This is a genomic window from Paraburkholderia sp. SEWSISQ10-3 4 (assembly GCF_030464785.1).
Lineage (GTDB): Bacteria > Pseudomonadota > Gammaproteobacteria > Burkholderiales > Burkholderiaceae > Paraburkholderia > Paraburkholderia aspalathi.
This window is the reverse complement of the sequence record NZ_JALPRI010000003.1, coordinates 72580-98358: the sequence shown is the minus strand read 5'-3', so window position 1 is coordinate 98358 and position 25779 is coordinate 72580. Positions and strand designations below refer to the sequence as shown.

The following is a 25779-nucleotide window of genomic DNA, read 5'->3' as shown; positions in this document are numbered from 1 at the left end:
ACCTATTGCCCAGCCACCCGAAATACCGCCACCACAGAACGCAGGCGCGCCGCCTGTTCGTCGAGCGACGCCGCAGCCGCGGCCGCCTCTTCCACCAGCGCAGCATTCTGCTGCGTCACTTCATCCATCTGCGACACGGCCCGGCTGACCTGCTCAATGCCAGTGCTCTGCTCGTCCGACGCGGAGGAAATCTCGCCCATGATGTCGGTTACCCGGCGAATCGACTGCTCGATCTCGGCCATCCGGCCACCTGCTACCTCGACGAGCCGCGTGCCGCCGCTGACATTCGCCACCGACGCCTGGATCAGGCTCTTGATATCTTTCGCCGCTGCAGCGCTACGTTGAGCAAGGGCGCGGACCTCGCCGGCCACGACAGCAAAACCGCGCCCTTCCTCGCCTGCCCGCGCTGCCTCGACAGCGGCGTTGAGCGCGAGGATGTTGGTTTGAAAGGCAATGCCTTCGATGACCGCGGTGATCTCGGCGATCTTCTTCGACTCGCTCTCGATCTGCTTCATCGTGCCGACCACTTCCTGCACCGCGGAACCCCCACGCGCTGTGGCCTCGGTCGCGGCATTGGCGAGCCCGTTTGCCTGTCTTGCGTTGTCTGCGTTCTGCTTAACGGTCGCCGTAATCTGCTCCATGCTGGCAGCCGTTTCCTGCAATGACGCCGCCTGCTCTTCAGTGCGTTGCGACAGATCGAGGTTACCTTGTGCGATTTCGCCTGAACCGGTCGCGATCGAATGACTCGCCGACTGAATCTCCGACACGACGGCCGCGAGCTTTGACTTCATGTCGTTCAGCACGTACAGCAGGCTGCCCGGTAACGCCCGACCCACTTCAACCTCGATGCCCAAATTGCCGTCCGCGATTTGCGTGGCGATATGAGCCGCGTAAGCAGGCTCCCCGCCGAGCGCCCGCTTCACGCTGCGCGTCACGGTCCATGCGATCACACCAACCGCGGTGAAGATGACGGCTGCAATGGACCCCAGAACGATGACGAGCTTGATAAACGCGGCGTTGATGTCGTCATAGAAAAATCCGGTGCCGATCCACCAGTCCCAATCGGGTATCGCGACCACGCCTTGCAACTTTGGCTCCGGGTCCGCATCCGGCGTGCGCTTCACGAGTACGTCGACGAGCGCGATATGCGAAGCCGCCATGCCCTGACGGTAAGCCTCGCTGTCGGTCAATCCGGTCGTGGTTTTATTGCCCTTAGCCTTGGTCCCGATGAACTTGGCATTCGGGTGGACCAGGTTCACGCCATCGGCCGTGGTGACCCAGTAGTAGCTCTTCGTGTTCGCATTAAGCTGGGAGACGGCGTCTTTGGCGGCCTGTTGGGCCTGGTCGCGCGTCATCACGCCACGCGACTGCAGGTCGTGGTAGTGATTGACAAGATGCTCGGCTTTCGTGAGAAGAATAACGATCTGCTCCCGCCGACTGTCGACAAGCGAGCTGCGTACAGTCTGAACGGCAGTTGCCGCCACGAGTACGACGCCGAGCAAGGCCGCGACGACCAGAGCCAGCAACTTGGTGGACAACTTCATGTGACCGCCCCAATTTGTAACTATCTAGTACATTTAACGGCATTCACGACATACTTCTTCAAGCCTCTTGACCCAGGAAAAACCCTTAGCCACCTGCACTTCTGTGTTGCGGTGGCGGCGTCGACAGACGCCGCCACGCCACCCGGCAATTAGAACCGGTGGATGATGCCTACGCCCGCAGCAAACTGGCTGCGTGACGAGGACGGCGCGCTGTTCTGGCCGTCGCCGATATCGGCCGTCGCGTTGATGATGCTCGTGCCGTTCGTTCCGATCGTCTGACCGCCCGCACGCTGATAGGCTTCCAGCGCGTACAGACCGGTGCGCTTGGAGAGGCTGTAGTACTGCGAGAGGTTGAACTGCTGATAGCGTGCCGAGCTCGAGATGCCATTCGACTGCGTGGCGCGCGTATAGCTATAGCCAGCAGCCAGATCCAGCACCGTCAACGGCTTGAAGTGCAGCACTGCGCCAGCGGTGTTGAAAATCGCCTCGTTGTGGAACTTCGAGTTGATGCCCGGGATGTATTGCACGTTCGAGTACGAGAACGAGACGTCCCATTGCGCGCTGAACGCATAACCGCCCGTCACCGCAACGCGCTGCTGCGCCTGCGCCGTCTGGTAGCCGTTATTGATGCCCGACACACCCGCCTGCGCGCCCGCATTCGACGTCGTGGAGTTAGCGTCCCACGCACCGCCGCCAGACGCCGCGTTATTGATGCGCTGGTAGCCTGCCGCGATCCCGAACGGACCATTCAGGTACTGGATTGCCGCGCTATACGTCGAACCGGCATTGGTGCGGCCTGCCACGCCACCCAGCGCATACGAACCGCTCACCGTCAGGCCATGCATGCTCGGCGACGTGTACACCAGCGAGTTATTCACGCGGTACAACGTATCCAGCGAATCGATATCGCCCGGGTGTGCGCCGTATGCGCCCGTCAGCCACGTGGTCGGGCTATACGGCGACAGCAGCGTGTAGTACGACGTGTATTGACGGCCGGCCGTGAACGAGCCGTACGTGGCATTGGCCACGCCGACATACGCCTGCCGGTTGAACGCCAGACCAGTGACTGCCTGTGCGCCGGTTGCGCTGTTAAAGCCTTCTTCCAACTGGAAGATCGCCTTCGTGCCGCCGCCCAGATCTTCGGAGCCCTTCAGGCCGAAGCGGCTGCCCGCCCAGATGCCGTTCAGCATCTTGATTACCGAGCGCCCGCCACTCGTCGAACCGAGCGACGTCTGGCTGCTCTGATAACCGATCCCCGTATCGACGATCCCGTACAGCGTCACGCTGCTCTGAGCGTGTGCGCCGAGGGCGACCAACCCAAGGGCTGAGGTTGCTATTACCTTTTTCATTTCTGCTCCTCTTTAAAAATCTTTTCTTGGTTTCTTACGCAAACTCTCAATCCCTTACACCAACAATCGCCCCGGTAAGCCAAGGCGTGCAGAACTACCCGGCTCAGCATGCCGGTGCAAATACGAAGAGGGATGAGCAATGAGTGACGCCTGGATCTCTAAACCCGCACGAAGTGTCGTTCAAACACGATCTGATGTCTTTCGGGGTTTATACGCATTTGTACGATCTAGTTAGTTTTTTTTCGGCGCATTTTTTTTGAGCTAGAGTGGTCGGCCCGATCAGCCCGAGGTTCCGAACAATTGCACCATCAGGCCACGCAGCCAACGGTTGCCCGCTTCGTGGTGATATCTGGCGTGCCAGTGCTGCCGAACGGCAAAACCTTCCACAGGAACCGGGCACGGATGGACCGCCAGATCATTGACCTTTGCCAGCGTCTCACCGATGTGCCGCGGCAGCGTGGCGATCAGGTCGGTACTCTTGATGATCGCCCCGAGCCCGAGAAAACCCGGTAACTCCAGCACCACGTCGCGATCGATATGCTCACGCACCAGCGCCTGGTCGAGCAGTTGCGCTCCCGTCCCCGCAGTGATGGCGACATGTCCCTCCGCGCGATAGTGCTTCAGGCCAAGTTTGGCGCCTAACCTCGGGTGACGGCGATTCGCCAGACAGACCCAGTCCTGCAGATAAAGCTGCTGCTGGTAAATCCCGCCGCCAAGCCAAGGCACATGGCCGATCGCAAGGTCGGCCTCACCGGATTCCAGCGCCCGTTCCGTATTGCCGTCAATCCTCGTCGCTTCGAGGCGTAGGCCCGGCGCCTGCGCGCGCACGTGCGCCAGCATCCGCGGAAGCAGCGTTATGTGGCTGGCGTCGGTCATACAGATACGGAACCGCCGCTTCGCGGTGGCTGGATCGAACACGATCTCCCAGGCAGCGAAGCGCCGCAGCGATTCGAGAATCTCCCGGCACGGACCGATCAGCGCATCGGCTTGCGGCGTCGGCGCCATACCGCCCGATGTACGTATGAACAACGGGTCCTGTAGATGCTCCCGCAAGCGCCCGAGCCAGATGCTAATCGTCGGCTGACTTTGTCCGAGCTGCTCGGCCACACGCGTGACGCTGCGGGCGTCGTACAGGAGGTCGAAAAGCTGCAGCAGTTTCAGATCAGGAAGTTCGGTCGAGTTCATAAGATTATTGCCCTCCGCAATGATGCCATTGTATTCATTGCATTGCCGATATGAACATCGGCTCGTATCTTGGTCTCCAGATTAAGGAGACGGCAGTGAAGATTGCGATTCTGGGTGCGGGGGCGCTGGGCTGCGCCATTGGCGCGGCGCTGACCGAAGGCGGCAATGAGGTCTGGTTGCTGAACCGTTCGGCAGTGCATGTGGAGGCGATGAGGCGTGATGGTCTGCAGGTGGACGATGCGGAGGGTTCCCGTCGCGTGAAGGTCCGCGCGGCGACACAGGCGGCCGAGGCCGGCGTCGTCGACCTGGTTGTCGTGCTGGTCAAATCATTTCATACCGATGCCGCGATGCGCGGCGCACTGACGCTGATCGGACCCGAAACGCTGGTCCTGTCGTTGCAGAACGGCCTGGGGCACGAAGACGTGCTCGCCGGCATCGTGGGGCGCGAACGCGTGCTGGCTGGCAAGACGTACGTTGGCGGCGTGATGCGCAACCCGGGCCACATCGAGTCAGGCGTCGCCGGCAAAGCCACCTACATCGGCGAACTCGATGGCCGGATTACGTCGCGTGCAACGGCAATCGCAGAAATCTTCAACGCCGCCGGACTGGCTACCACGGTCAGCGACAACATCGTCGGCACGATGTGGGACAAGCTGCTGGTCAATGTCGCGACTGGCGCGCTGACCGGTATCACCGGCCTGACGTACGGCCAACTCTACGACGAAGCGCTTCTGAAGACGACCGCGCTCGCAGCGGTAGCCGAAGCGATGGCGGTCGCTCGCGCCGCCGGTGTGAAGCTCTCCACCACTGATCCCGAACGGCCGTGGACGCTTGCCGGAGAAGGACTCTCCCCGGCCTTCAAGACCTCGATGTTGCAAAGCCTCGAAAAGGGCTCCATCACCGAAATCGACTTTATCAATGGCGCGGTCGTGCGCTGGGGACAACGGCATGGCGTGCCGACCCCGGTCAACACGACGCTGGTGGCCTGCATCAAGGGCGTCGAGCGCGCCATGACCGACCGACAACATAGGGAGACAACCGCATGAACGGCAGCAAAGCCTATCTGGAGCACGTCGCCATCTGGGTGAAAGATATTCACTGGCACATCCGTTTTTTCGAGGACGTGCTCGGCATGACGATGCGCGAGGTCGACGGCACGGTCGAGAAACCCCGGCAGTACTGGACGCTTGGCGGTCTGCAATTCATCCATAACCCAAACCATGACGCGCCTGAAGGCAGGCTCGGCCATCTCGGCGTGATGTGCGAAGACATGGAGGCGGCGCTCGCCGCCGCGCATCGATACGATGTCAGCGAAATGCCGCAGGGACGCAACTGGTTGCGCCTGCCGGACGGACTCGCCGTCGAACTGATCCAGGCCAAGCCCGCCTCGTGCGTGGCGCGTGCACTGAATATCAACCCGCGCGCGGAGGCGTGACATGACGATCGTCGATAAATACTGGGACGATGCCCGCGAAGGCGACGAATGCGTGAGCCCGACTTACACGGTGACCAAAGAACGCATTCTGGCCTACGCCGATCTCACTGGCGATCACACACCGGTCCACGTAGACGAGGCATACGCGAACGCGAGTCACTTCGGATCGATCGTCGCACACGGTCTGTTTGGCTTGTCTATCGCCGATGGCCTCAAGACCCAAAGCACCTACCGTTTCCTGCCGGGTATGTCGCTCGGCTGGACGTGGGATTTCAATCTGCCGATCAAGGTCAACGACGTGCTGCACGTGAAATTCCGCGTGGGCGCGATGCGTGCGAGCAAAAGTCGTCCAGACTGGGGCATCGTCGTGCTGCCTTCCGATCTGATCAATCAGGATGGCCAGGTTGTCCAGCACGGCGAACATCGTCTGATGGTGCCGCGCCGGCCGGGAGCGTTCTGATGCAAGCCCGTCCTCTCGAAGGTATTCGCGTCGTCGACTACAGCCACTTCCTCGCCGGCCCGTACGTCGGGCGCTGCCTCGCGGCGCTTGGCGCCGAAGTCATCAAGGTCGAACGTCCGGTCAGCGGCGATGCTGGACGTCAGCACGCCACCGTGCTCGATGATGAGCAGAGCGGCTACTTCCTGCAGCTCAACATGGGCAAACGCGGCGTTAGCGTCGACATGAAGGACTCGCGCGGCAAGGAATTCATGCAGCGCCTGTGCGACTCGGCGGATGTGTTTGTCGAGAACTACCGGCCCGGCGCACTGAACAAGCTCGGGCTGGGCTATGACGAGCTGTCCGCCCGCAATCCGAAACTGGTCTACTGCTCGATCTCGGCATATGGCCATACGGGCCCGGACGCGCACCGCGCCGGCTTCGGCCTGATTGCCGAAGCCAGGAGCGGGATCATGCAGATGATCGGCAATCCCGGCGAGCCACCGCCGCTGATGCGCATCTCGCTCGGCGACATGTACACCGGCATTCACGCGGTGGCGGCAATCAACGCAGCGCTGCTCGGCCGCGTGAAGAGCGGCCGGGGCCAGCACATCGATATGGCGTTGTACGACACGCTGGTGTCGATGCACGAGTACGCGGTGCAGTGCTACACGATGCAAGGCATCGTCCCCGAGCAGACCGGCCACGACATGCCGACGTCGACGCTCTACGGCGTGTTCCGTGCCGCTGATGGCGACCTTGTGATCGCCGCGCAAGTAGACGATGCATGGAAGCGCTTCGCAGCGCTGATCGAAGCGCATGGCGGCCCCGCTGGCTTCGGCACCGACACGCGTTTTCACACCCTCGCGGGACGCAATACGAACCGGCTGGAGATTCTGTCCATCGTGAAACCCTGGGTGGCCAACCAGCCGGTCGCACAGGTGCTGGACCTGCTCGATGGCATTGACGTGCCTTGTGCGAAGGTGCAACGCATCGACGAAGTACTCACCGATCCGCAGATCGTCGCGCGAGGCATGGTCGTCGAGCAGGAGCACCCGCGCTACGGGAAGTTGCGTCTGCCGAACCTGCCGTTCCGATTCTCCGATTGCGACACGACGATTCGCAAGGTCGCGCCCGATCTCGGTCAACACAACGCGGAAGTCGCGCAGTCGCTCGGCTTCAGCGTCGCCGAAATCGACGCAATGCAAACCGATGGTGTGCTGTATTCAAAGCTGAGGCCGTGATGACTGACCAATACGCCGTGATCGGCAATCCAATCGGCCATACGAAATCTCCGTTGATCCATGGCCTCTTTGCGCAAGAGACACGGCAGGACATGTCCTATACGGCCATCGAGGGTCCAGTCGAGCCGCAGGACGCCTTCGCCGGGACCGTCCATGCGTTCGTAGCGGCCGGTGGCAAAGGCATGAACGTGACCGCGCCGTTCAAGCTGAAGGCGTTCGCGATCGCCGATGAGCGCAGCGAGCGCGCCACGCTCGCCGGTGCGGCCAACGCGTTGAGCTTCAAGGATGGCCGGATCGTTGCCGAGAACTTCGACGGTGTCGGCCTGCTGCGCGACATCGAAGTCAACCTGAGTCTGCCGATGGCCGGCAAGCGCGTGCTGGTCCTTGGCGCGGGGGGCGCGGCGCGTGGCGCTTTGCTACCGTTCATTGCCGCGCGCCCTGCTGAACTGGTCATCGCAAACAGGGACATCGCCAAGGTAAAGGCCCTGGTCGAACAAGTCGCGAGCAGCGGTCCGCTGGCCACCTGCGGGTACGGTGATCTGGAGGGGATGGGGCAGTTCGACCTGGTGGTCAATGCGACATCGGCCAGCCTCACCGGCGAGTTGCCGCCGGTCCCGCCGAGCGTTTTCAGCCCCACCGGTGTGGCTTATGAACTCGCCTACGGCAAACGACTGACGCCTTTCCTGAGACTCGCACGCAATGCGGGCGTGGCGAGCGTCGCGGACGGTGTCGGCATGCTCGTGGAGCAAGCCGCGGAAGCATTCGCCTGGTGGCGCGGCGTACGACCCCAGACCCATGCCGTAATCGACAGGCTTACCGTTCCGCTCGACTGAACTGAACCGGGACCACATCGAGAAAAGACGCGCCTATGAAGCTTTTCTGTCACCCAAAACGATCTTGTGGATATTAGCCGGATACACCCAGTCGCGAGCCTGGCGCTCGATGAGATCCATAAATGCTGGGGGGCCACTGCAGTAGATCTGCGTGTTCGCATGTGCCGGGCTCATCGCGTGCGAAGTGGTCTGCTCCAATCGGTCAGCATTCAAGCCAAAATGGTGATGGACCGTACCCTCGCTTTTAAGCGCGTCAAGTTCTTTCCGAAACACCGCGCGTTCAGGTGATCGAGCGAAGTTGTGCAGCTCGAATTTTTGACCTGCCGATGCAAGCCGATTCGCGATTCCCGCGATCGAAGCGGCGCCAACGCCTCCAGCAAAAAGAATAGACCGTGTGCTGCCGTCTAAAATAACTGCAGGACTCCGGGGCGTTACGATGAACGCCTCGTCTCCTTGACTCAACGAGATGTCAGCTGCTTCTGCGTCCGTATCGTCATCATCCTGTCGCACAGCGATTACATATGCGCTCGGCCGGGACGTAAAACCGCACAGCGGATATATTCTCTCCTTGCAGATGACGTTGTCGCGAACAAGGGTGATGCAAGCGCCATCGTCAAACGACGGGAGCTCCGATCGGGACCTGGTTTGAAGTTCGACGGCATGGTAACTCTCGGCAAGTTGCCATTTCCGTGTGATGATGACCGGGAGGAGGTTGTCGTGCATGTCTTCTCCAATAAGATCTTCGTCTTCCGAAATCGGGAGTTCGTCGATGTATGGATTGCATGAGATGGCCGGCCCAGGAAACTGTTCGACGGGCCGCTGAATGTAAGATTCAGGTTAGGGCGCGAGAAATCCATCAGCAAGGCGTTCAACGCGCATACCACGTATACAACCGTGCGGATAAAGGGTGGCCGTTGCCTGGTTTTCACCTTTCGCCTAGTTCAACCGCGCCTCAAGCGCCAAAGTGTGAGTGCACCGTGAACCTCGAATGCGGCCACACCTTCTCTTTCAGCCTTGACGGCGAACACTTCCTGCTCGACGGCGAGCCGTTCCAGATTCGCAGCGGCGAGATGCACCCGGCCCGCATCCCGCGCGAATATTGGCAGCATCGAATCAGGATGGCCAAGGCGATGGGGATGAATTGCATCGCCTTGTACATCATGTGGAACTACCACGAGACGCGTCCGGGCGTATTCGATTTCCACAGCGGCAACCGCGATATCGAGGCCTTCATACGGCTGTGCCAGTCCGATGGAATGTGGGTACTGCTGCGCCCAGGGCCTTACGTCTGCGCCGAATGGGATCTGGGAGGCCTCCCTTCTTACCTGTTGAGCGATCCGGACGTCCAGTTAAGGACCGACTCGGCCACCGATGCCCGTTATATGGCGGCGGTGGCTCGCTACATCGAGGAACTGGTCCCGCGTATTAAGCCGTTACTGATCGATCACGGCGGTCCGATCCTGATGATCCAGATCGAAAATGAATTCGGTTCGTATGCGAGCAATCCGGCTTACCTCGAGGAGCTCAGGCAGCTTTGGCTCAAAGGAGGCGTAACCGGGCCTTTCTACACCGAAGACGGCCTCCAGCAACTCGAACGCAATCGCACCACGGTAAGCGGTGGTGCGATTGCGTTGAGCAATGGCGATGCGGCACAAATCGCAACCGTCCGCCGGAAATTTCCCGCGGTGCCCGCGATGGCCGGTGAGGTGTACCCAGGGTGGCTCACTCATTGGGGTGAAGCGGGTTTCGCGGGATTGAACTATGACCTCTCGCACACCTTGACCGCGTTCATGCAGTCGCAACAGTCGTTCAATCTGTATGTCATTCACGGCGGTACGAGCTTTGGTTTCTATGCCGGCGCGAACGTGGATGATTCAGGCAACTATCAACCCGACATCACCAGCTACGACTATTCGGCGCCGATCAACGAGCAGGGCGCGGCGACGCCGAAGTATATGAGGTACCGCGATATCATCGGCAGTTACCTGCCTGCGCCGTTGCCTGATATACCTGACGCCATCGCCGCGCTCGAATGCACAGGCATCGCTGCCTTGATGCCAACGCTCTACGCGTCGATCTGGGACAACTTGCCCGCGGCGCTGCCGCGCGATCAGAGCATCGATCCACAGTCCTTTGAGAGTTATGGTCAGGCGTTTGGCTTCGCGCTGTACCGCAAGCAGTTGCAAGAGTATGCAGGCGGTGCGCTGGATATCGGCAGTGTTCACGACTATGCAACGGTTTTCGTAGGCGAACGCTACGTAGGCGGCGTCTTGAGGGCGCAAATACCATCGGAGTACGCGCAGCCGCTCCACATGAAGCATCGCGCGCCGCTCGCGTTACCTTCGACGTTGCCGGAGCGCGAGTCGAACTCTGGTGGCCTGGCATCGCTAGAGGTCTTCGTGGAGGGTATGGGGCGGGTCAACTTCGGCCCCGCGCTTGTCGACCGCAAAGGACTGCTCGATCCGGTCAGGATGAAAATCGCCGACGGGTCGTTCGCCACGCTCAAGGGTTGGGAAGTCTTCCTACTGCCAATGGATGAAACGTTTATCGCCAACCTGAAGGGAAGTTGCACGAACCCACTGAAGCCCGGGCTATTCTTCAAGGCAAGCTTGCGGCTGGGTGAAGTCGGCGACACCTGGCTCGATATGAGCAACTGGACCAAGGGCATCGTCTGGGTCAACGGGCACAATCTCGGACGCTACTGGAGTATCGGTCCGCAAAGGCGCCTGTATTGCCCTGCGCCGTGGCTCGTGCGCGGTGACAACGAAGTGCTTATCTTCGACCTGCACCAGACCCAGGCGAAGCCGGTGGAACTGGCGGACACGTTGTCTTAGCGCGAGCGCCGCGGGTCGCTGCCGGGCAAGCGGCGAAAAAATGCGGCCACATGCACACCACTACTCCGCTTCAGCGATCGGCAACAGCTCCAGCGTAAGCACTTCGAACGGCGCGAGCTGGACTTCCTGCGGCACATCAGCGTCCAGCAAAGCCGGAATATCGGAAGCCCGTTCACGCCAGATGCTACGCGAATTGAATCGCCCCGCCGCCGCAACCGGCAACTCCAGTTGTCGCCGCAGATCCAGTGTGAAGCGTTGCGCGCGGCTGTCCGGATTCCGCAGCGTCACGATCGCCTTGTGCTGCGCCCACGCCGCCCAGCCGTAGACCACTAGCTGGTCCGGTGCCCCGCCGATCCAGTGACTGTCGCGCAGTACATCGCCATTTTCGCGCGCCCATCGCGCGGCATCCGCGAGCACATCCCAGTCGGACTCGCTCAGCAGCGACGGCGTAATGTATAGCTCCTGCAATTGCGTGCCGCTCCCGAAGTAGGAGCGCACTTCGTTGGCGAAATCATCGCCTGCCGCCGTGTTGAGGCGCGGATTGCACTGCGCGAAGAGGATGCCGTGCAGCATCAGCGAATTGAGCGGAAAGAGCGGACTGCGCAGCACGACGTTGTGATACGTCTGCGCATCGCGGTACGTGATCCAGCGTTCGCGGTTAGTGCCGGTTCCGGCCAGATCGTCATCTTTGCCACCACGCCAGATGGAGTCTGCGTAACGCAACCAGAACGGCGACGGATGCGTCCCTGTAGTGAGATTGATGAAGGTCTCGGGTTTGGCCGCGCGGATGTCCTCGATAAGCCGGATCGCCGCGTCCCAGTCGCTATCGAAGAGGCTGCCTGGAAACACCCTGTCGGCGTTGCCTGTACCGTCGAACTTGAACTGGTTGACGCCGTCCTCATCAAGCAAGGCCATCACGACGTCGTGAAAGCGTCGATAGTAATTTGGCCCCGATAGCGCGAGTCCGTTATCGATGACCTCATAGCCAGCAGCACGGCCGCGCGCCACGCGTTCCTGTTGCGGCGCACAGTAGCCACCCCACGGGGACAGCCATACGCCGGGCGCGGCGCCGTATCGTGCTGCAGCGTCGCGCAGCGGAACGAAGCCATGCGGAAAATCCTTGCTGAAATGCCAGCTGCCGCTAAGGTCGTCCCAGCCATCGTCGAACAGAAACGAATCGATCTGAACGCCGCGCGCTTCATGCAGCTCGCGGCCGATTGCTTCGATGCGCTCCTGCGCTTGCTCCTGCGTGTACGGCGTGAGGTAGCCGATGTCGCCCCAACTGTTGTAGTGCAGAAACGGGCGGTACGGGTGAGCCCGTTCCCGTTCCAGATAGGTGGCGAAATCGCGCCGTAACTGGCCGTCGCGCACGACGCCGGCCACGGCGGAGTAGACCAGCGTCCTGTTCCTTTCCAGCGGCAATGCGCGTTGCAGAGTAAAGCTGACGCTGTCGCCGTCCACATGACTTTCCGCCAGCGGCAGCTCGAAGCCCAGATAGAAATTACCCGCGACGACAGGCGTGCCCTTCAATTCGCTGCTGGCCTGTGCGTCGGCAACACATGTCTCCAGCAATGAAACGACGGCGATATTTTCGTCCCGAAGAAGCGCCGTAATCGCCAGCTGTTCGCGCAGGTATCGTGAGCCTTCGCGCTGCTCCACACTCCACGCCACCTTAAGACGACCCTGAGCGTCGACGAGGGTGGCGCTCACGCGTCGGCCCGCGATTCGTTCGGCCAGACGGGACGCGTAGGGGTTGGGTGCGAGCGCGGTTTCGTTCAGTGGCGCAAGGATCTTCAGCTCGGCCACGCCAACCGTACTTCCGTCGCCGAGCAATAGCGCGAACGGCGCGACGATGGGCAGTGTGCGCTCCCCCGCGAAATCGACCAGCGAGAAATCAGCGAGACGTTCGTCCCGGACGATCCAGCGTAACGCGAGCGCGTCGTTACCGAATGAGCAGGCATCGCCCGTCGTCTGGAACACGGGCATGCCGGCTTGCGTAGGCAAAGCATCGTTGGCGCGCATGGGAGGCCGGCCTCGAGCAGGAGCAACGTCCATAGAGTACCGGCAACGGCCCAGCGCGTCCAAGCCCTCCAGCGAACCCCACTCCGCCCCTAGTTCGCCAGAGCGTTCTGCTCAGGCGGCTCGAGCATGTCGTCCTCGTCGGCATCGCGCGTGACGCCGAGCAAGCCTTCCGACTTGGCCACCACCGCGGTGGCGATGCTATTGCCGATCACGTTCGTCGCCGTGCGGCCCATGTCGAGAAACTGGTCGATGCCGAGAATCAGCAGAACGCCGGCCTCGGGCAGCTTGAACATCGGCAGAACGGCAGCCACCACGACGATCGACGCCCGCGGCACACCGGCGATGCCCTTGCTCGTGATCATCAGCACCAGCAGCATGGTGATCTGCTGCGTCAGGCTGAGCTGGATGTTATAGGCCTGGGCGATGAACAGCGACGCGAAGGCCGAGTACATCATCGAGCCGTCGAGGTTGAACGAGTAGCCGAGCGGCAGCACGAAACCGGTGATCTTGTCGGGCACACCGAACTTCTTCAGTTGCTCCATGACCGCGGGATAGGCGGCCTCGCTGCTGGCGGTCGAGAAAGCCAGGATGGTTGGCTGCTTGACCAGCTTGAGCAGCGTAAATACGCGTGCACCGAGAAACAGATAGCCCGCCGCGATCAATGCCACCCACAGCACCAGCAAGGCCACGTAGAACTCGCCGATGAACCTGCCGTAGGTCGCCAGCACGCCGATGCCCTGAACGGTGATCGCGGCGGCCACTGCGCCGAATACGCCGAGTGGGGCAAAGCGCATCACGAAGTCGGTCACGCGCAGCATCGTCTTGCCCAGGTCCTCGATCGGCGCGAGCAGATGCTGGCCGGCGCGGCCCTTGAACGACGCGATGGCGAAACCGAAGAACAGTGAGAACACCAGAATCTGCAGGACCTCGTTCTGGGACATCGCCTCGAACACGCTCCTCGGGAAAACGTGCGTGACGAAGTCCTTCACATTCAGCGTGGAGGTCTGCAGATTGGTCGTGGCGGCGATGTCCGGCAGCGGCAGGTTAAGCGCGTAGCCCGGCTGAAGGACGTTCACGAACAGCATGCCGAGCAACAGCGACACCACCGAGGCGGAGATGAACCACCCCATTGCCTTGACGCCCATGCGCCCGACGGCGGACGAGTCCCCCATGCTGGCGATACCCCCCACCAGGGTCGCGAACACGAGCGGCGCGATGACCATTTTTATTAGACGCAGGAACACATCCGTGGCGATCGAGAAATAGCCGGCGATCTCCTTGGCGGCTTTCGCATTGGGTGCGTTGATGTTGCAGATATAACCCACAACAACCCCCAGAACCATGGCGACCATGATCCACGTAGTAAGCTTGTTCGTCTTCATGAATTCCTGTCTCCGGCAACTGCGCTAAATCGTGGGTTGAGCATCAATCAATTGGAACCTGGGCAACGCGTCGTCTGCCGGCTCGACACCGGGCGCTTCATACGGCCAGATCGCTTTTACTGCTTCGGCGGCATATAAAGCGGCATGGGCTGCGTGAGGACCTCTGGCTTGAGGATCTCGTCGAGTTGTTGCTCGGACAACAGCCCCCTCTCGAGCACGATGTCGTAGACACGTCCGCCTGTGGCATGCGCCTCCATCGCGACGGATGTCGCGTTGGCGTAGCCGATGTACGGATTGAGCGCCGTCACGATGCCGATCGAGTTCTCGACCGACGCGCGCAAGTGCGCCTCGTTGGCGGTAATGCCTTTGACACAGCGCTCGGCGAGCGTCAGGCAGCCGTTGCGCAGGTGGGTCACGCTCTTGAACAGGCTGTGCGCGATGATCGGCTCGAACGCGTTCAACTGGAGCTGGCCGGCCTCGGCCGCGAAACTCACGGTGACGTCGTTGCCGATGACCTCGAACGCTATCTGGTTCACGACCTCGGGAATGACCGGGTTGACCTTCCCCGGCATGATGCTCGAGCCAGCCTGCATGGGCGGAAGGTTGATTTCCCCAAGACCCGCACGGGGACCGCTGGAGAGCAGGCGCAAGTCGTTGCAGGTCTTTGAAAGCTTGACTGCCACGCGCTTGAGCACGCCGGACAACTGAACGAAAGCGCCACAGTCCTGCGTCGCTTCGATGAGGTTGGGCGCCGTGACAAGCGGAATACCCGTGATTTCCTTGAGATGCTTCAGGATCAGCGGTGCGTAATCGGGATGCGCGGTAATGCCCGTTCCGATCGCCGTCGCGCCCATGTTGATTTCACAGATCAGCAGCGCCGCCTCCCGAAGCCGCTCTTCATCCTCTCCGAGCATCACGGCGTAGGTGCTGAACTCCTGGCCGAGCGTCATCGGCACCGCGTCCTGCAATTGCGTACGTCCCATTTTCAGAACGTCCTTGAACTCCACCGACTTTGCTTCGAAAGCGCGCCGCAAAACGCCCATCGCCTCGATGAGACCCAGAATGCCGAACCACGTCGCGACTTTCAGGGCCGAGGGGTAAACATCGTTGGTGCTCTGGCCAATATTGACCTGCTCATTCGGGTGCAGATACTGGTATTCGCCTTTCTTCTTCCCCAACAATTCGAGCGCGCGGTTGGCGATCACCTCGTTCGCATTCATATTGGTCGACGTCCCGGCGCCGCCCTGAATGACGTCCACCACAAACTGATCATGCAGCTTGCCTTCCAGCAATTCCGCGCAGGCTCCGACGATGGCGTCGCAACGCGTCGCGTCGAGCAGGCCCAGCTCATGATTCGCCTGTGCGGCGGCCTGTTTGATGCAAGCCAGCGCCTTGATCAACTCCGGGTATACCGAGATCGGCGAACCGGTAATCGGGAAATTTTCCAGCGCGCGTAGCGTGTGAACCCCATAGTAGACGTGAGCGGGAACGTCACGATCGCCAAGCAGATCATGTTCGGTTCTAAACGAGATTTCAGCGGCCATAGACATGTTCCTCGCGCGGGATTGGGGTTGAAGACACCCTTGCACCTATATGGAGGAAACAAAAATCCAGCGCGACCGTCATGCTAATTTTTCATGACGCGCGCCAGTCCATGCATAGGTCAGCCGCGTTTGTCGGAAATTACATGATGGCGAAACCGAAATCAGGCAGAATTCGAACACGAATGCCGGTTTGTGACGCGGCCGGTGACATCCAAAACAGGTTTCCCGATCTTGAGGCAAGCGATGAGCACCCAGCAACCGACAATCATCTACACCCTGACCGATGAGGCCCCGCTGCTAGCCACCAGCGCCTTCCTGCCCGTCGTCCGCACATTCACCGCGGCGGCCGGTATCGACGTCACCACCAGCGACATCTCCCTGGCGGGCCGCATCCTGGGCGAATTCCCCGAATTTCTGACCGAGGCGCAACGGGTGCCCGACAGCCTGTCCGAGCTCGGCCGCCTCACCCTCCTGCCCGACACCAATATCATCAAGCTGCCCAACATCAGCGCCTCAGTCCATCAGCTGGTCGGCGCGATCAAGGAGCTGCAGGCCAAGGGCTACGCGGTGCCGGATTTCCCTGAGGAGCCGAAAACCGACGTTGAGAAAGCCATTCGCCAACGCTACTCCAGGTGCCTGGGCAGCGCTGTCAATCCGGTACTGCGCGAGGGCAACTCGGACCGCCGCGCACCCGCCGCCGTAAAAAACTATGCCCGCAAGAATCCGCACAGCATGGGCGAGTGGAGCATGGCTTCGCGCACCCACGTGGCTCACATGAAGCACGGCGACTTCTACCATGGCGAAAAGTCGTTGACGGTGGACCACGCCCGCGACGTGAAGATGGAATTGCTGACACAAAGCGGTAAAGCCATTGTGCTTAAGCCCAAGGTGTCGCTGCTGGACGGCGAGATCATCGACAGCATGTTCATGAGCAAGAAGGCGCTGTGCGACTTCTACGAAGAGCAGATGGAAGACGCCCGCAAAACCGGCGTCATGCTGTCGCTGCACGTCAAGGCCACGATGATGAAGGTTTCGCACCCCATCGTCTTCGGCCACGCGGTGAAGATTTTCTACAAGGAAGCCTTCGAGAAGCACGGCAAGCTGTTCGACGAACTGGGTGTGAACGTCAACAACGGCCTCGTCAATTTGTACGACAAGCTGGAAAGCCTGCCCAGCTCGAAGCGCGAAGAAATCATCCGCGATATGCACGCCTGCCACGAGCATCGTCCCGAACTGGCGATGGTGGACTCGGCCAAGGGTATCTCCAACCTTCATGCGCCCAACGACGTGATCGTGGACGCCTCGATGCCGGCCATGATCCGCATCGGCGGCAAGATGTGGGGCGCCGACGGCCGTCCGAAGGACACCAAGGCCGTGATCCCGGAGAGCACGTTCGCCCGCATCTACCAGGAGATCATCAACTTCTGCAAAACCAACGGCAACTTCGACCCCGTCACGATGGGCACGGTCCCCAATGTCGGGTTGATGGCTCAGCAAGCCGAGGAATACGGCTCGCACGACAAGACCTTTGAAGTTCCGGAAGCGGGCGAAGCGCGCATCGTCGACCTCGCCACCGGCGAAGTGCTGCTCACGCAGAACGTTGAAGAAGGCGACATCTGGCGCATGTGCCAGGTCAAGGACGCGCCGATCCGCGACTGGGTCAAGCTGGCCGTCACGCGCGCCCGCAACTCCGGCATGCCGGCCATCTTCTGGCTGGACCCGTACCGCCCGCACGAAGCCGAGGTGATCAAGAAGGTCGAGGCCTATCTGAAGGACCACGACACTACGGGCCTGGACATTCAGATCATGTCGCAGGTTCGCGCCATGCGTTACACGCTGGAGCGCGTCATCCGCGGCCTCGATACCATCTCGGTCACGGGCAACATCCTGCGCGACTACCTCACCGACCTCTTCCCTATCATGGAGCTCGGCACGAGCGCCAAAATGCTATCCATCGTTCCCCTGATGGCAGGCGGCGGTATGTACGAAACCGGTGCCGGCGGCTCAGCACCGAAGCACGTCAAGCAACTCGTGGAAGAAAACCATCTGCGCTGGGATTCTCTGGGTGAATTCCTGGCGCTCGCCGTGTCACTGGAAGATCTGGGCATCAAGACCGACAACGACAAGGCAAGAATTCTGGCTAAAACGCTGGATGCCGCCACGGGCAAACTGCTCGACAACAACAAAAACCCGTCGCCCAAGACCGGTCAGTTGGACAACCGCGGCAGCCAGTTTTATCTCGCCCTGTACTGGGCTCAGGAATTGGCGGCGCAAACCGACAACGCAGCGCTTGCCGCGCAATTCGCCCCGCTGGCCAAGCAACTGACTGACAACGAGCAGGCCATCGTGGAAGAATTGTCAGCCGTGCAAGGCAAACCGGCGGACATCGGCGGCTATTACCGGCCTGACGCCGAAATGCTGGCTGATGTCATGCGTCCGAGCAAGACGCTGAACGCTGCACTCGCCGCGACGCGGGCTTAAGAAAATCCGGTCGCCCTGTCAATCATCAGGGCGACCGGACGCATGGATGTGCCGGTGCCCCGCCGGACTATTTTCGACCGATCAACAAACCAATCAGCACGCCGACACCCAGGGCCACACCGGCCGTCGTCCACGGACGGTCATGCGCATAGTCGTTGGCAGCCCGGGCAGACTTGCGCCCCGTCTCGATGACGATGACCTGCGCATCGGCCGCCTTCTGTTTCGCGCGCTTAAGACGCGCGCGCACCTTGCCGGACACCGGCTCCGCGTCCACGCTGGAAGCGTGTGCGACGTTTTCCGACGAGCCATTGATGTCGCTCACTGCGCTACCGACATTTGACATACTGCCTCCCTGCAAGCGTGGTTAAGAACATCTACGCATCCCTCATCAGCGCGACCGCTAATAAGGCATTACATCGGTCCGTCAGCTTTGACTTTGACTCTGGCTTTGACCCTGGACCGGCAAAACGCTGAGTTCGACAGTCAGCGTCTCAGCACCCTGCCCGGTGCGAATACCGGATACGGGCATCGCGTCGCGATAGTCGAGGCCGGTGGCGATGCGCACATAGCGCTCGTCCGGACACGTATTGTTGGCCGCATCGAAGCCGACCCAACCGAGTCCGTCGAGGTACGCCTCCGCCCATGCGTGGCTCGCCGCCTGCATCGCGACACCGTCCATCAGCAGATAGCCCGAGACGTAGCGGGCCGGGATGTGGAGCGCTCGCGCCACGGCGATAAAAACGTGCGCGTGGTCCTGACAAACACCGTGGCGGTTGAGCAAGGCCGTCTCTGCATCGGTGCTTACATCGGTCATGCCGGGCTGATAAGCGATCCGGTCGTGGATCGTATTCATCAACGCATGCAGCGACTGCAGCGGTGCGTCTTCGGTGTGCAGGTCAGCGGCAAGCGCCTTGATTCGTTCGCCGGCCCGCGTCAGCGGCGTCTCCCGCTCGAAGACCCAAGGCGGGGCAATACCATCGACCACGCCGAAGATGCCGGCCCGGTCTTCCGTGTCGATCGTTCCCTGCGCCACGATGACGATCTCGCGCTTGTTGCGCTCGTGCCGCACGAAATCGACACGGTTACCCAGACCATCCACGTAAGAGACGTTCGGCTCGACACCGTCGACCGTGACCTGCCAATCGATCACCGTCTGCCCGGGGCACGACTGCGGACGCAACCTCAGGCGTTGCAACGCGTAAGGGACCGGCTGCTCGTACTGATAGTGCGATGTGTGACGAATAGCGATGCGCATGGCCGGTCTCAATCGAAGTTGTAGGTTTCGGCGATTTCAAAACCAAGCCGGTTGTTCTGCCCGATGAAGCCCTCGAGAAACTCGTGCAGGCCCTGCGCAAAGATCTGCTTGACCGTGTTGTCCCGAAGCGTGGCGAGCGTAATGTCGGCGGTCTTATGACAGGCATGGGTGAAGCCATAGTCGTGCGCCAGATACGCGAGGTTCTCGACGATGTTCAGGTAGCAGAAGTTCAGCGAGCGCGGCATGCGGCCGTTGAGGATCAGATAGTCGGCGATATTGGTCGGCTTGTACTGGACGTCGTAGACCCAGCGGTAGGATCGATGCGCGTCGACCGAGCGCAGGATCGATTCCCACTGGTAGTTGTCGAGCGTCGTGCCCACATAGGACACCGCGGGCAGCAACAGGTGGTATTTGACGTCGAGAATGCGCGCGGTGTTGTCAGCGCGTTCGATAAACGTGCCGATGCGGGCGAAATCGAAAATCTCGTTTCTGAGCATCGTGCCGTGGAAAGTGCCGCGAATCAGCGCGGTCTGGCGCTTGATCTGATCGAGGACGACCGGCAGCTCGCTCGCCGCCACCGGCGTTGCCAGCACACGCCTGACCACCATCCACGCTTCGTTCACGCTCTCCCACGCCTCGCGGGTGAGCGCCGTGCGCACCATACGGGCATTCGAGCGCGCCGCTTCGATGCACGACAGGACGCTCGACGGATTGTGGCCGTCGCGCAGCAGATAGTCGGAAACGGTGGCGGCGGTATAGGCGTCGTGTTTCTCCCGGAAACCCTCTTCCGTGCCGGAGGTCACCACCACGGACGACCAGGTTGCTTGAGCATCGGACGTTCGGGTCAGCGCCATGCGCAGCCCGGCGTCGACTATCCGTGCGATGTTTTCCGCGCGTTCGATATAGCGGTGCATCCAGTAGAGTCCGCTTGCTGTGCGTCCGAGAAGCATGTGCTGTCCAATTCCAGTGTCTGTTCTTTTCCGTGTGCCAGCTCTGTATCAGGCTGGCGTTCTGCGAGGCTCGCCACCGGCCCTCAGTCAGCCAATACCCAAGTGTCCTTGGTGCCGCCGCCCTGGCTCGAATTGACCACCAGCGAGCCTTCTTTCAAGGCGACGCGCGTCAGACCGCCCGGCGTGATGCGAATGCGGTCCGACACCAGCACAAAGGGCCGCAGATCCACGTGGCGCGGCGCGAGACCCTTTTCGGTCAGGATCGGTGTGGTCGACAACGCGAGCGTTGGTTGCGCGATGTAGTTGTTCGGACGGGTTTTGAGCTTGGCTGCGAAATCTTCCCGTTCCTTCTTCGACGCGGCGGGCCCGACGAGCATGCCGTAACCACCCGACCCGTGGACTTCCTTCACCACCAGTTCCTCGAGATGCTCCAGCACGTATTTCAGGCTGCCCGGCTCGGAACAGCGCCAGGTCGGCACGTTCTCGAGGATCGATTTGCGGCCCGTGTAGAACTCGACGATTTCCGGCATATAGGAATAGATCGCCTTGTCGTCGGCGATGCCGGTGCCCGGTGCGTTGGCGATCGTGATGTTGCCCGCGCGGTAGACGTCCATGATGCCGGCAACGCCAAGCACGGAATCGGGCCGGAAAGTCAGCGGATCGAGATAGGCGTCATCGAGCCGGCGATACAGAACGTCGATGGCGCGGAAACCTTCGGTTGTGCGCATCGCCACGCGGCCGTCCACCACCTGCAGATCGCTGCCCTCGACCAGATGAACCCCCATCTGATCGGCAAGGAACGCATGCTCGTAGTACGCGGAGTTGTGGATGCCGGGCGTGAGCACCGCGATGGTCGGATTGTCCTGGTTGCCGCCGGGCGGACATACAGCGGCAAGCGACTCGCGCAGCAGCTGAGGATAGGCTTCGACCGGCCGCACCTTGACCTGCTGAAACAGCTCGGGGAAAAGCTGCATCATCGTCTCGCGGTTCTCCAGCATGTAGGAGACGCCGGAGGGCGTACGCGCATTGTCTTCCAGCACGTAGAACTGATTTTCGGCCGTGCGCACGATGTCCACGCCGATGATGTGCGTGTAGACGTTGCCCGGCGGCCGGAAGCCGATCATCTCCGGCAGAAAGGCCTCGTTCTGGGCAATCAGTTCCTTCGGGATACGCCCGGCGCGCACGATCTCCTGACGATGATAGATATCGTCGAGAAAGGCGTTGAGGGCGATCACGCGCTGTTCGATGCCTTGTGAAAGACGTGTCCATTCCTGACTGGAAATGATGCGCGGGATGATGTCGAACGGAATCAGACGCTCGGCCGCCTCTTCTTCGCCGTACACGGCAAACGTAATGCCCGTCTTGCGGAACACGCTTTCCGCGTCATCAGCCTTCTGCGCGAGATTCGCAGGATGCTGCGTATCGAGCCATTGCTTGAGCAGTTCATAAGGCGCGCGGACCCCGTCAGCGGACGTCAGCATCTCATCGAATGGCTTCACTTCGGTTCTCCGTCGTTATTGCGGTTGTTGCTGTCGTTACTGTTGTTGTCGATGCAATAGGGAGGAGCTGCGCGCCGCATCAGCCCGCACCAGCCAGCATTAGCCCGCGTTGTCCTCGAGCACGCTCTGAGTCAGGGTGACCGACGGGATCGTCGGCTTCATCATCGCATGCGCGCGGCGGCGCACCCCGTACCAGCCGGCAACCAGGATCAGGGCCACGACCGGAATCGCAGCAACGGTCCACGTGCCATTCGGATAGTCGAATGCCATCAATACCAGCACCCCCACCAGAAACGCCAGCGTCAGCCAGGACGTCACCGGCGCGCCGGGCATTCTGAACGTCACCGGCTCAGCCTCACCACGCGCCACCGCCTGACGGAACTTCATCTGGCAAACCACGATGAACCCCCAGGTGCTGAGAATACCAAGCGACGCCACGTTAAGCACGATTTCAAATACACTCGACGGCACGAAATAGTTCAGCACGACACCCACGATGTAAATCGCGACCGTGACCAGAATGCCGGCGTACGGCACCGACTGCGAGCTCATGCGGGACAGGAAATGCGGCGCGGAGCCGCCCATCGACAGCGCGCGCAACACCCGCCCGGTCGAATACAGCCCCGAGTTCAGGCTCGACAGCGCCGCCGACAGCACGACGACATTCATGACTGAACCGACACCCGGCACGCCGAGTGCGGCGAAGAATGTGACGAACGGGCTCTGCCCCGCCTTGTAGGCACTCCACGGCAACAGACAAACCAGCAATACAACAGCGCCCACATAGAACACGGCGATCCGCCAGATCACGCTGTTGATGGCGCGCGGCAGCACCTTGCGCGCGTCCTTGCATTCGCCCGCCGCCGTGCCGACCAGCTCGACGCCGGCGAATGCGAACACCACGCCCTGCACGAGCACCAGCGCAGGCAGCAAACCATGCGGAAACAGCCCACCGTTCTCGCTGATCAGGTGCACGCCCGTGCTGTGCCCGCCAACGTGCGTCCCGGTACCCAGAATGATCGAACCGATCACGAGGAACAGCGAGATTGCCGCAACCTTGATGAGCGCGAACCAGAACTCCATTTCGGCAAACCATTTCACGCCGATCAGGTTCATCGCCGCAACGATGCAAAGCGCAATCAGTGCGAAGATCCATTGCGGCACGGATGAGAATGCCGCCCAGTAATGCATGTACAGCGCGACGGCAGTGATGTCGACGATGCCGGTCATCGCCCAGTTCAGAAAGTACATCCAGCCGGCGACATACGAGGCTTTTTCACCGAGAAACTCCCGGGCGTACGACACGAAGCTGCCGCTGCTCGGCCGATGCATCACCAACTCACCCAGCGCGCGCAGGATCAGAAACGAGAAGACGCCACAGACCAGATAGACGACGGCAAGCGAAGGACCCGCTATTTGCAGACGCGCGCCCGCGCCGAGAAAGAGGCCCGTGCCGATCGCGCCGCCAATGGCAATCATCTGAACCTGACGATTACCCAACGTTTTGTGATATCCCGCTTCGTGCGACTCCAGCCAGCTTTTCTTATCTACGTCGCCAGGGGATGCCGGGGAATTCTGGTTGTGCAATGTGGACATAATCAGTTCGATCCTTTTAACGCGGGCACTTGACTTCGCAATCCCGGGAACATATACGGAAGGATGTATGCGCGATGGCGCATCGATTAGGCTACAAATCAACAACTGACATTTCAGAACGATCGTTCGTTTTTCGCGCCGGACCAAGGGCAGTTTGTATCAGGTCACCGAGGGCAGGCAGACAAAAGGTATGTAGCCCAATTTATGGCGGCAACGCTCATGCATATTTCGACTAACACCTATCGAAAAAAAACATCGGTATTCTTGCAATGAGGAACGGTAGGCTAGCGTTGCCGCGTCGCACAGGCGCGGTTGTCGATTGACCCAACACAAGTGATCAATATGGAAGCAAAGTGGTTGGAAGACTTTCTTAGCCTTTCGGATACGAAGAGTTTCTCCCGGTCGGCGCGCAGCCGGAATCTCACCCAGTCAGCTTTCAGTAGACGGATCGTGGCGCTCGAAACGTGGATGGGCACGAAGCTCGTCGATCGCAGCGTCAACCCGATCACCCTCACGCCCGCCGGCCGGATGTTTCGCAGTCTTGCGGCGGACATCCTCCGCAGCATGCATGCGGCGCGCAACCTGGTAGGCGGGTATGAACAGTTCGCCGAAAACGACCATGTGGTTCATTTCGCGGTTGCCCATACCCTTGTCTTTACGCTTTTTCCCGACTGGCTCAAGCGCCTGACCAGCGAGTTCGGCCACATCATGGCCCGGGTTCAGGCCGTCAACGTACCCGAGGGTGTGCAACACCTCGTGGCAGGCGACTGCGACCTGCTAATCGGCTATCACCACCCGCAATTGCCGATCGCGCTCGATCCAAATCACTTTCCATTCCTTACATTGGGTGTCGAGCGCATCGTGCCGGTCTCGGCAGCAGGCAGCGACGGCAAGCCTCTCTTCGAACTCCCTGGCAAGAGCAGCAGGCCGCTGCCCCTGCTCGCCTATTCATCCGGTGCATTCCTTGGCAACGTTGTCGAAATGCTGTTGATGAACGCGACGCAACCGTACTCGCTGTTCCGCTGCTTTGAGACCCACATGTCGGAAGCGTTAAAAGGCATGGTGGTAGCCGGCCACGGAATCGGCTGGCTACCGGAGAGCTGTATCACCAAAGAGTTAAGCGAAGGAAATCTGGTTCGCGCAGGCTCGGACACTTGGGCGACTGAGCTGGAGATACGCCTGTACCGCCCGGTGAAGGAGCGTGGCAAAGCGGCCGAACAGCTTTGGGCTTTCATCAGCTCCGAGCTGGTCGAGCCGCGGGTGGATCAGTTACCGGACATCCTGACCGCGGCGTGAGGCCGGCCGATACGCAGCTATAAGGCGAGCTTGGCCAATTCACCATAAGCGCGATGTAGCCATACCTTGACGCGTTGCCGCTCGAGCATACCCAGGCCGGCGGCGGCGCGGTCGGGATGATTGATGGCGGCCCAGAAGCTTGCGCTTTGCCGATCGATCTTCTGCATCGTCGCGTCGGGCAGACGGCGCAGCGTGATCACGCTCGCGCCGAGCGCTTCGGCACGCGCGAGTTCACCGGATGCCTCCAGAATCTCGAAGCGGTCACCGCGAAGTTCGTTCAATACGATCACCAGCTTGATCCGTCCACCAAACTGGTCGAGCCACTGCCGCAGCAGATCGACCGAATCGCGGCCTGCGTCCATGACGTGCCACCAGGTCAGCGTTAGACCGTGCTCTTCGGCAAGACCGATGACATCCGCGTCGTCCAGCCATTGTCCAAGGGACTGCTGCGTTTGCGCGGCAAGATCGACCAGAACACGCCGCTGCGGATCTTCGAGTGCCTGTTCGATAATGGGATCCAGGCTGTCGTGCTGATCGAGTACTGCTGGAGCGGCAAAATCGGCATAGAAGCGCAACAAGGCGCCATGTGATTTATCGGTGTCGAAGCCGACGAACTGAATATTCTCGTCGATAAAGTACTGGGCCAAAACGCGGGCGACCAGCGATTTGCCGACGCCGCCCTTCTCGCCGCCAATAAAGTGGATGAAGCTCATCTGTGCAGATCCTTTGTCATGAAGCCGGCTAGGTCGAAAGCAGAAAGTATCAGATTTAGAAGGCGGAATTGCGACTTAGTCTACAGGGACAAATATTCGACAATAGCTCAGCCGGTCGACAATTTTTCTACGGGCAGGATACCTTATCAAGTGATCTGTTACGGGGGCTGCGTCGCCGGCC

21 protein-coding genes are annotated in these 25779 nt (G+C 60.7%); 8 read left to right on the top strand and 13 right to left on the bottom strand.

The genetic code is table 11. The features are described from left to right. Positions 1-2: 2 nt before the first annotated feature. From M0D68_RS08970 to M0D68_RS08960, 3 genes are all read right to left on the bottom strand, one after another. Entirely contained in the window at positions 3-1544 is a 1542-nt protein-coding gene (locus M0D68_RS08970; protein WP_200618527.1) for a methyl-accepting chemotaxis protein, read from the bottom strand. 149 nt (positions 1545-1693) lie between these two features. Then, positions 1694-2893 carry a porin gene (locus tag M0D68_RS08965; RefSeq protein ID WP_266224208.1) on the bottom strand — a complete coding sequence of 400 codons (1200 nt, stop codon included), beginning with the start codon at positions 2891-2893 and terminating at the stop codon, positions 1694-1696. Between the two features lie 279 nt (positions 2894-3172). Next, complete coding sequence (locus M0D68_RS08960) at positions 3173-4078, bottom strand: LysR family transcriptional regulator (protein ID WP_200621237.1); 906 nt, start codon at positions 4076-4078, stop codon at positions 3173-3175. A gap of 95 nt (positions 4079-4173) precedes the next feature. On the opposite strand from M0D68_RS08960, the gene M0D68_RS08955 reads away from it, so the two are divergent. Genes M0D68_RS08955 through aroE form a run of 5 tightly spaced genes read left to right on the top strand, consistent with a single transcriptional unit; the run spans position 4174 to position 8026 of the window. After that, complete coding sequence (locus M0D68_RS08955; RefSeq protein WP_200621238.1) at positions 4174-5124, top strand: ketopantoate reductase family protein; 951 nt, start codon at positions 4174-4176, stop codon at positions 5122-5124. Next, the gene (locus tag M0D68_RS08950; RefSeq protein ID WP_200621239.1) at positions 5121-5513 is read left to right on the top strand and encodes a VOC family protein; all 393 of its coding nucleotides are present in this window, start codon (positions 5121-5123) and stop codon (positions 5511-5513) included. Before M0D68_RS08955 ends, M0D68_RS08950 begins: the two co-directional genes overlap by 4 nt. Before the next feature lies 1 nt (position 5514). Continuing rightward, positions 5515-5973: a MaoC family dehydratase gene (locus M0D68_RS08945; RefSeq protein ID WP_093635361.1), complete on the top strand. Its 459-nt coding sequence runs from the start codon at positions 5515-5517 to the stop codon at positions 5971-5973. Further along, positions 5973-7193, top strand: coding sequence for a CaiB/BaiF CoA-transferase family protein (locus M0D68_RS08940; RefSeq protein WP_200621240.1), 1221 nt, complete (start codon positions 5973-5975; stop codon positions 7191-7193). The genes M0D68_RS08945 and M0D68_RS08940 overlap by 1 nt, the downstream gene beginning before the upstream one ends. Further along, positions 7193-8026, top strand: coding sequence for a shikimate dehydrogenase (gene aroE, locus M0D68_RS08935; RefSeq protein ID WP_266224207.1), 834 nt, complete (start codon positions 7193-7195; stop codon positions 8024-8026). Before M0D68_RS08940 ends, aroE begins: the two co-directional genes overlap by 1 nt. Before the next feature lie 33 nt (positions 8027-8059). Here aroE and M0D68_RS08930 read toward each other — a convergent pair whose 3' ends face one another. Then, positions 8060-8749, bottom strand: coding sequence for an oxidoreductase (locus tag M0D68_RS08930; protein WP_266224206.1), 690 nt, complete (start codon positions 8747-8749; stop codon positions 8060-8062). A 254-nt stretch (positions 8750-9003) separates the two neighbouring features. On the opposite strand from M0D68_RS08930, the gene M0D68_RS08925 reads away from it, so the two are divergent. After that, positions 9004-10860, top strand: coding sequence for a beta-galactosidase (locus tag M0D68_RS08925; protein WP_266224205.1), 1857 nt, complete (start codon positions 9004-9006; stop codon positions 10858-10860). A 60-nt stretch (positions 10861-10920) separates the two neighbouring features. On the opposite strand, the gene M0D68_RS08920 is transcribed toward M0D68_RS08925, so the two are convergent. From M0D68_RS08920 to aspA, 3 genes are all read right to left on the bottom strand, one after another. Further along, a complete protein-coding gene (locus M0D68_RS08920) occupies positions 10921-12882 on the bottom strand; it encodes an enterotoxin (protein WP_266224204.1) in 1962 nt (653 codons plus the stop codon). Positions 12883-12971: 89 nt separating this feature from the next. After that, entirely contained in the window at positions 12972-14264 is a 1293-nt protein-coding gene (locus tag M0D68_RS08915; protein ID WP_200654373.1) for a dicarboxylate/amino acid:cation symporter, read from the bottom strand. 116 nt (positions 14265-14380) lie between these two features. Next, on the bottom strand, positions 14381-15808 hold the full coding sequence (aspA, locus tag M0D68_RS08910) for an aspartate ammonia-lyase (protein ID WP_093635347.1): 1428 nt from the start codon (positions 15806-15808) through the stop codon (positions 14381-14383). Between the two features lie 243 nt (positions 15809-16051). On the opposite strand from aspA, the gene M0D68_RS08905 reads away from it, so the two are divergent. Then, positions 16052-18289, top strand: a complete 2238-nt coding sequence (locus M0D68_RS08905; RefSeq protein WP_200654372.1) for an NADP-dependent isocitrate dehydrogenase — start codon at positions 16052-16054, stop codon at positions 18287-18289. A 67-nt stretch (positions 18290-18356) separates the two neighbouring features. On the opposite strand, the gene M0D68_RS36605 is transcribed toward M0D68_RS08905, so the two are convergent. The 5 genes from M0D68_RS36605 to ansP form a co-directional block, all read right to left on the bottom strand. Next, positions 18357-18632 (bottom strand): YqjD family protein, encoded by a 276-nt coding sequence (locus M0D68_RS36605; protein WP_093635343.1) that lies wholly within the window; start codon positions 18630-18632, stop codon positions 18357-18359. A gap of 81 nt (positions 18633-18713) precedes the next feature. Next, a complete protein-coding gene (locus M0D68_RS08895) occupies positions 18714-19544 on the bottom strand; it encodes a transglutaminase family protein (RefSeq protein WP_200654371.1) in 831 nt (276 codons plus the stop codon). Between the two features lie 8 nt (positions 19545-19552). Further along, entirely contained in the window at positions 19553-20494 is a 942-nt protein-coding gene (locus M0D68_RS08890; RefSeq protein WP_093635341.1) for an alpha-E domain-containing protein, read from the bottom strand. 83 nt (positions 20495-20577) lie between these two features. Further along, positions 20578-21993 carry a circularly permuted type 2 ATP-grasp protein gene (locus tag M0D68_RS08885; RefSeq protein ID WP_093635340.1) on the bottom strand — a complete coding sequence of 472 codons (1416 nt, stop codon included), beginning with the start codon at positions 21991-21993 and terminating at the stop codon, positions 20578-20580. 99 nt (positions 21994-22092) lie between these two features. Further along, positions 22093-23589 (bottom strand): L-asparagine permease, encoded by a 1497-nt coding sequence (gene ansP, locus M0D68_RS08880; RefSeq protein WP_200621249.1) that lies wholly within the window; start codon positions 23587-23589, stop codon positions 22093-22095. A gap of 342 nt (positions 23590-23931) precedes the next feature. On the opposite strand from ansP, the gene M0D68_RS08875 reads away from it, so the two are divergent. Beyond that, a complete protein-coding gene (locus M0D68_RS08875) occupies positions 23932-24885 on the top strand; it encodes a LysR substrate-binding domain-containing protein (protein ID WP_093635338.1) in 954 nt (317 codons plus the stop codon). 17 nt (positions 24886-24902) lie between these two features. On the opposite strand, the gene M0D68_RS08870 is transcribed toward M0D68_RS08875, so the two are convergent. Next, positions 24903-25598 (bottom strand): mobilization protein, encoded by a 696-nt coding sequence (locus M0D68_RS08870; RefSeq protein WP_200653162.1) that lies wholly within the window; start codon positions 25596-25598, stop codon positions 24903-24905. Positions 25599-25779 lie beyond the last annotated feature (181 nt).

Excerpts from the sequence above, each read along its gene's own strand:
- M0D68_RS08965 (WP_266224208.1), bottom strand. The coding sequence starts at position 2,893 with ATGAAAAAGGTAATAGCAACCTCAGCCCTTGGGTTGGTCGCCCTCGGC.
- M0D68_RS08970 (WP_200618527.1), bottom strand. The coding sequence starts at position 1,544 with ATGAAGTTGTCCACCAAGTTGCTGGCTCTGGTCGTCGCGGCCTTGCTC.
- M0D68_RS08875 (WP_093635338.1), top strand. The coding sequence starts at position 23,932 with ATGGAAGCAAAGTGGTTGGAAGACTTTCTTAGCCTTTCGGATACGAAG.
- M0D68_RS36605 (WP_093635343.1), bottom strand. The coding sequence starts at position 18,632 with ATGTCAAATGTCGGTAGCGCAGTGAGCGACATCAATGGCTCGTCGGAA.
- M0D68_RS08950 (WP_200621239.1), top strand. The coding sequence starts at position 5,121 with ATGAACGGCAGCAAAGCCTATCTGGAGCACGTCGCCATCTGGGTGAAA.
- ansP (WP_200621249.1), bottom strand. The coding sequence starts at position 23,589 with ATGTCCACATTGCACAACCAGAATTCCCCGGCATCCCCTGGCGACGTA.
- M0D68_RS08890 (WP_093635341.1), bottom strand. The coding sequence starts at position 20,494 with ATGCTTCTCGGACGCACAGCAAGCGGACTCTACTGGATGCACCGCTAT.
- M0D68_RS08870 (WP_200653162.1), bottom strand. The coding sequence starts at position 25,598 with ATGAGCTTCATCCACTTTATTGGCGGCGAGAAGGGCGGCGTCGGCAAA.
- M0D68_RS08920 (WP_266224204.1), bottom strand. The coding sequence starts at position 12,882 with ATGCGCGCCAACGATGCTTTGCCTACGCAAGCCGGCATGCCCGTGTTC.
- M0D68_RS08945 (WP_093635361.1), top strand. The coding sequence starts at position 5,515 with ATGACGATCGTCGATAAATACTGGGACGATGCCCGCGAAGGCGACGAA.
- M0D68_RS08930 (WP_266224206.1), bottom strand. The coding sequence starts at position 8,749 with ATGCACGACAACCTCCTCCCGGTCATCATCACACGGAAATGGCAACTT.
- aspA (WP_093635347.1), bottom strand. The coding sequence starts at position 15,808 with ATGGCCGCTGAAATCTCGTTTAGAACCGAACATGATCTGCTTGGCGAT.
- aroE (WP_266224207.1), top strand. The coding sequence starts at position 7,193 with ATGACTGACCAATACGCCGTGATCGGCAATCCAATCGGCCATACGAAA.
- M0D68_RS08940 (WP_200621240.1), top strand. The coding sequence starts at position 5,973 with ATGCAAGCCCGTCCTCTCGAAGGTATTCGCGTCGTCGACTACAGCCAC.
- M0D68_RS08960 (WP_200621237.1), bottom strand. The coding sequence starts at position 4,078 with ATGAACTCGACCGAACTTCCTGATCTGAAACTGCTGCAGCTTTTCGAC.
- M0D68_RS08905 (WP_200654372.1), top strand. The coding sequence starts at position 16,052 with ATGAGCACCCAGCAACCGACAATCATCTACACCCTGACCGATGAGGCC.
- M0D68_RS08895 (WP_200654371.1), bottom strand. The coding sequence starts at position 19,544 with ATGCGCATCGCTATTCGTCACACATCGCACTATCAGTACGAGCAGCCG.
- M0D68_RS08915 (WP_200654373.1), bottom strand. The coding sequence starts at position 14,264 with ATGAAGACGAACAAGCTTACTACGTGGATCATGGTCGCCATGGTTCTG.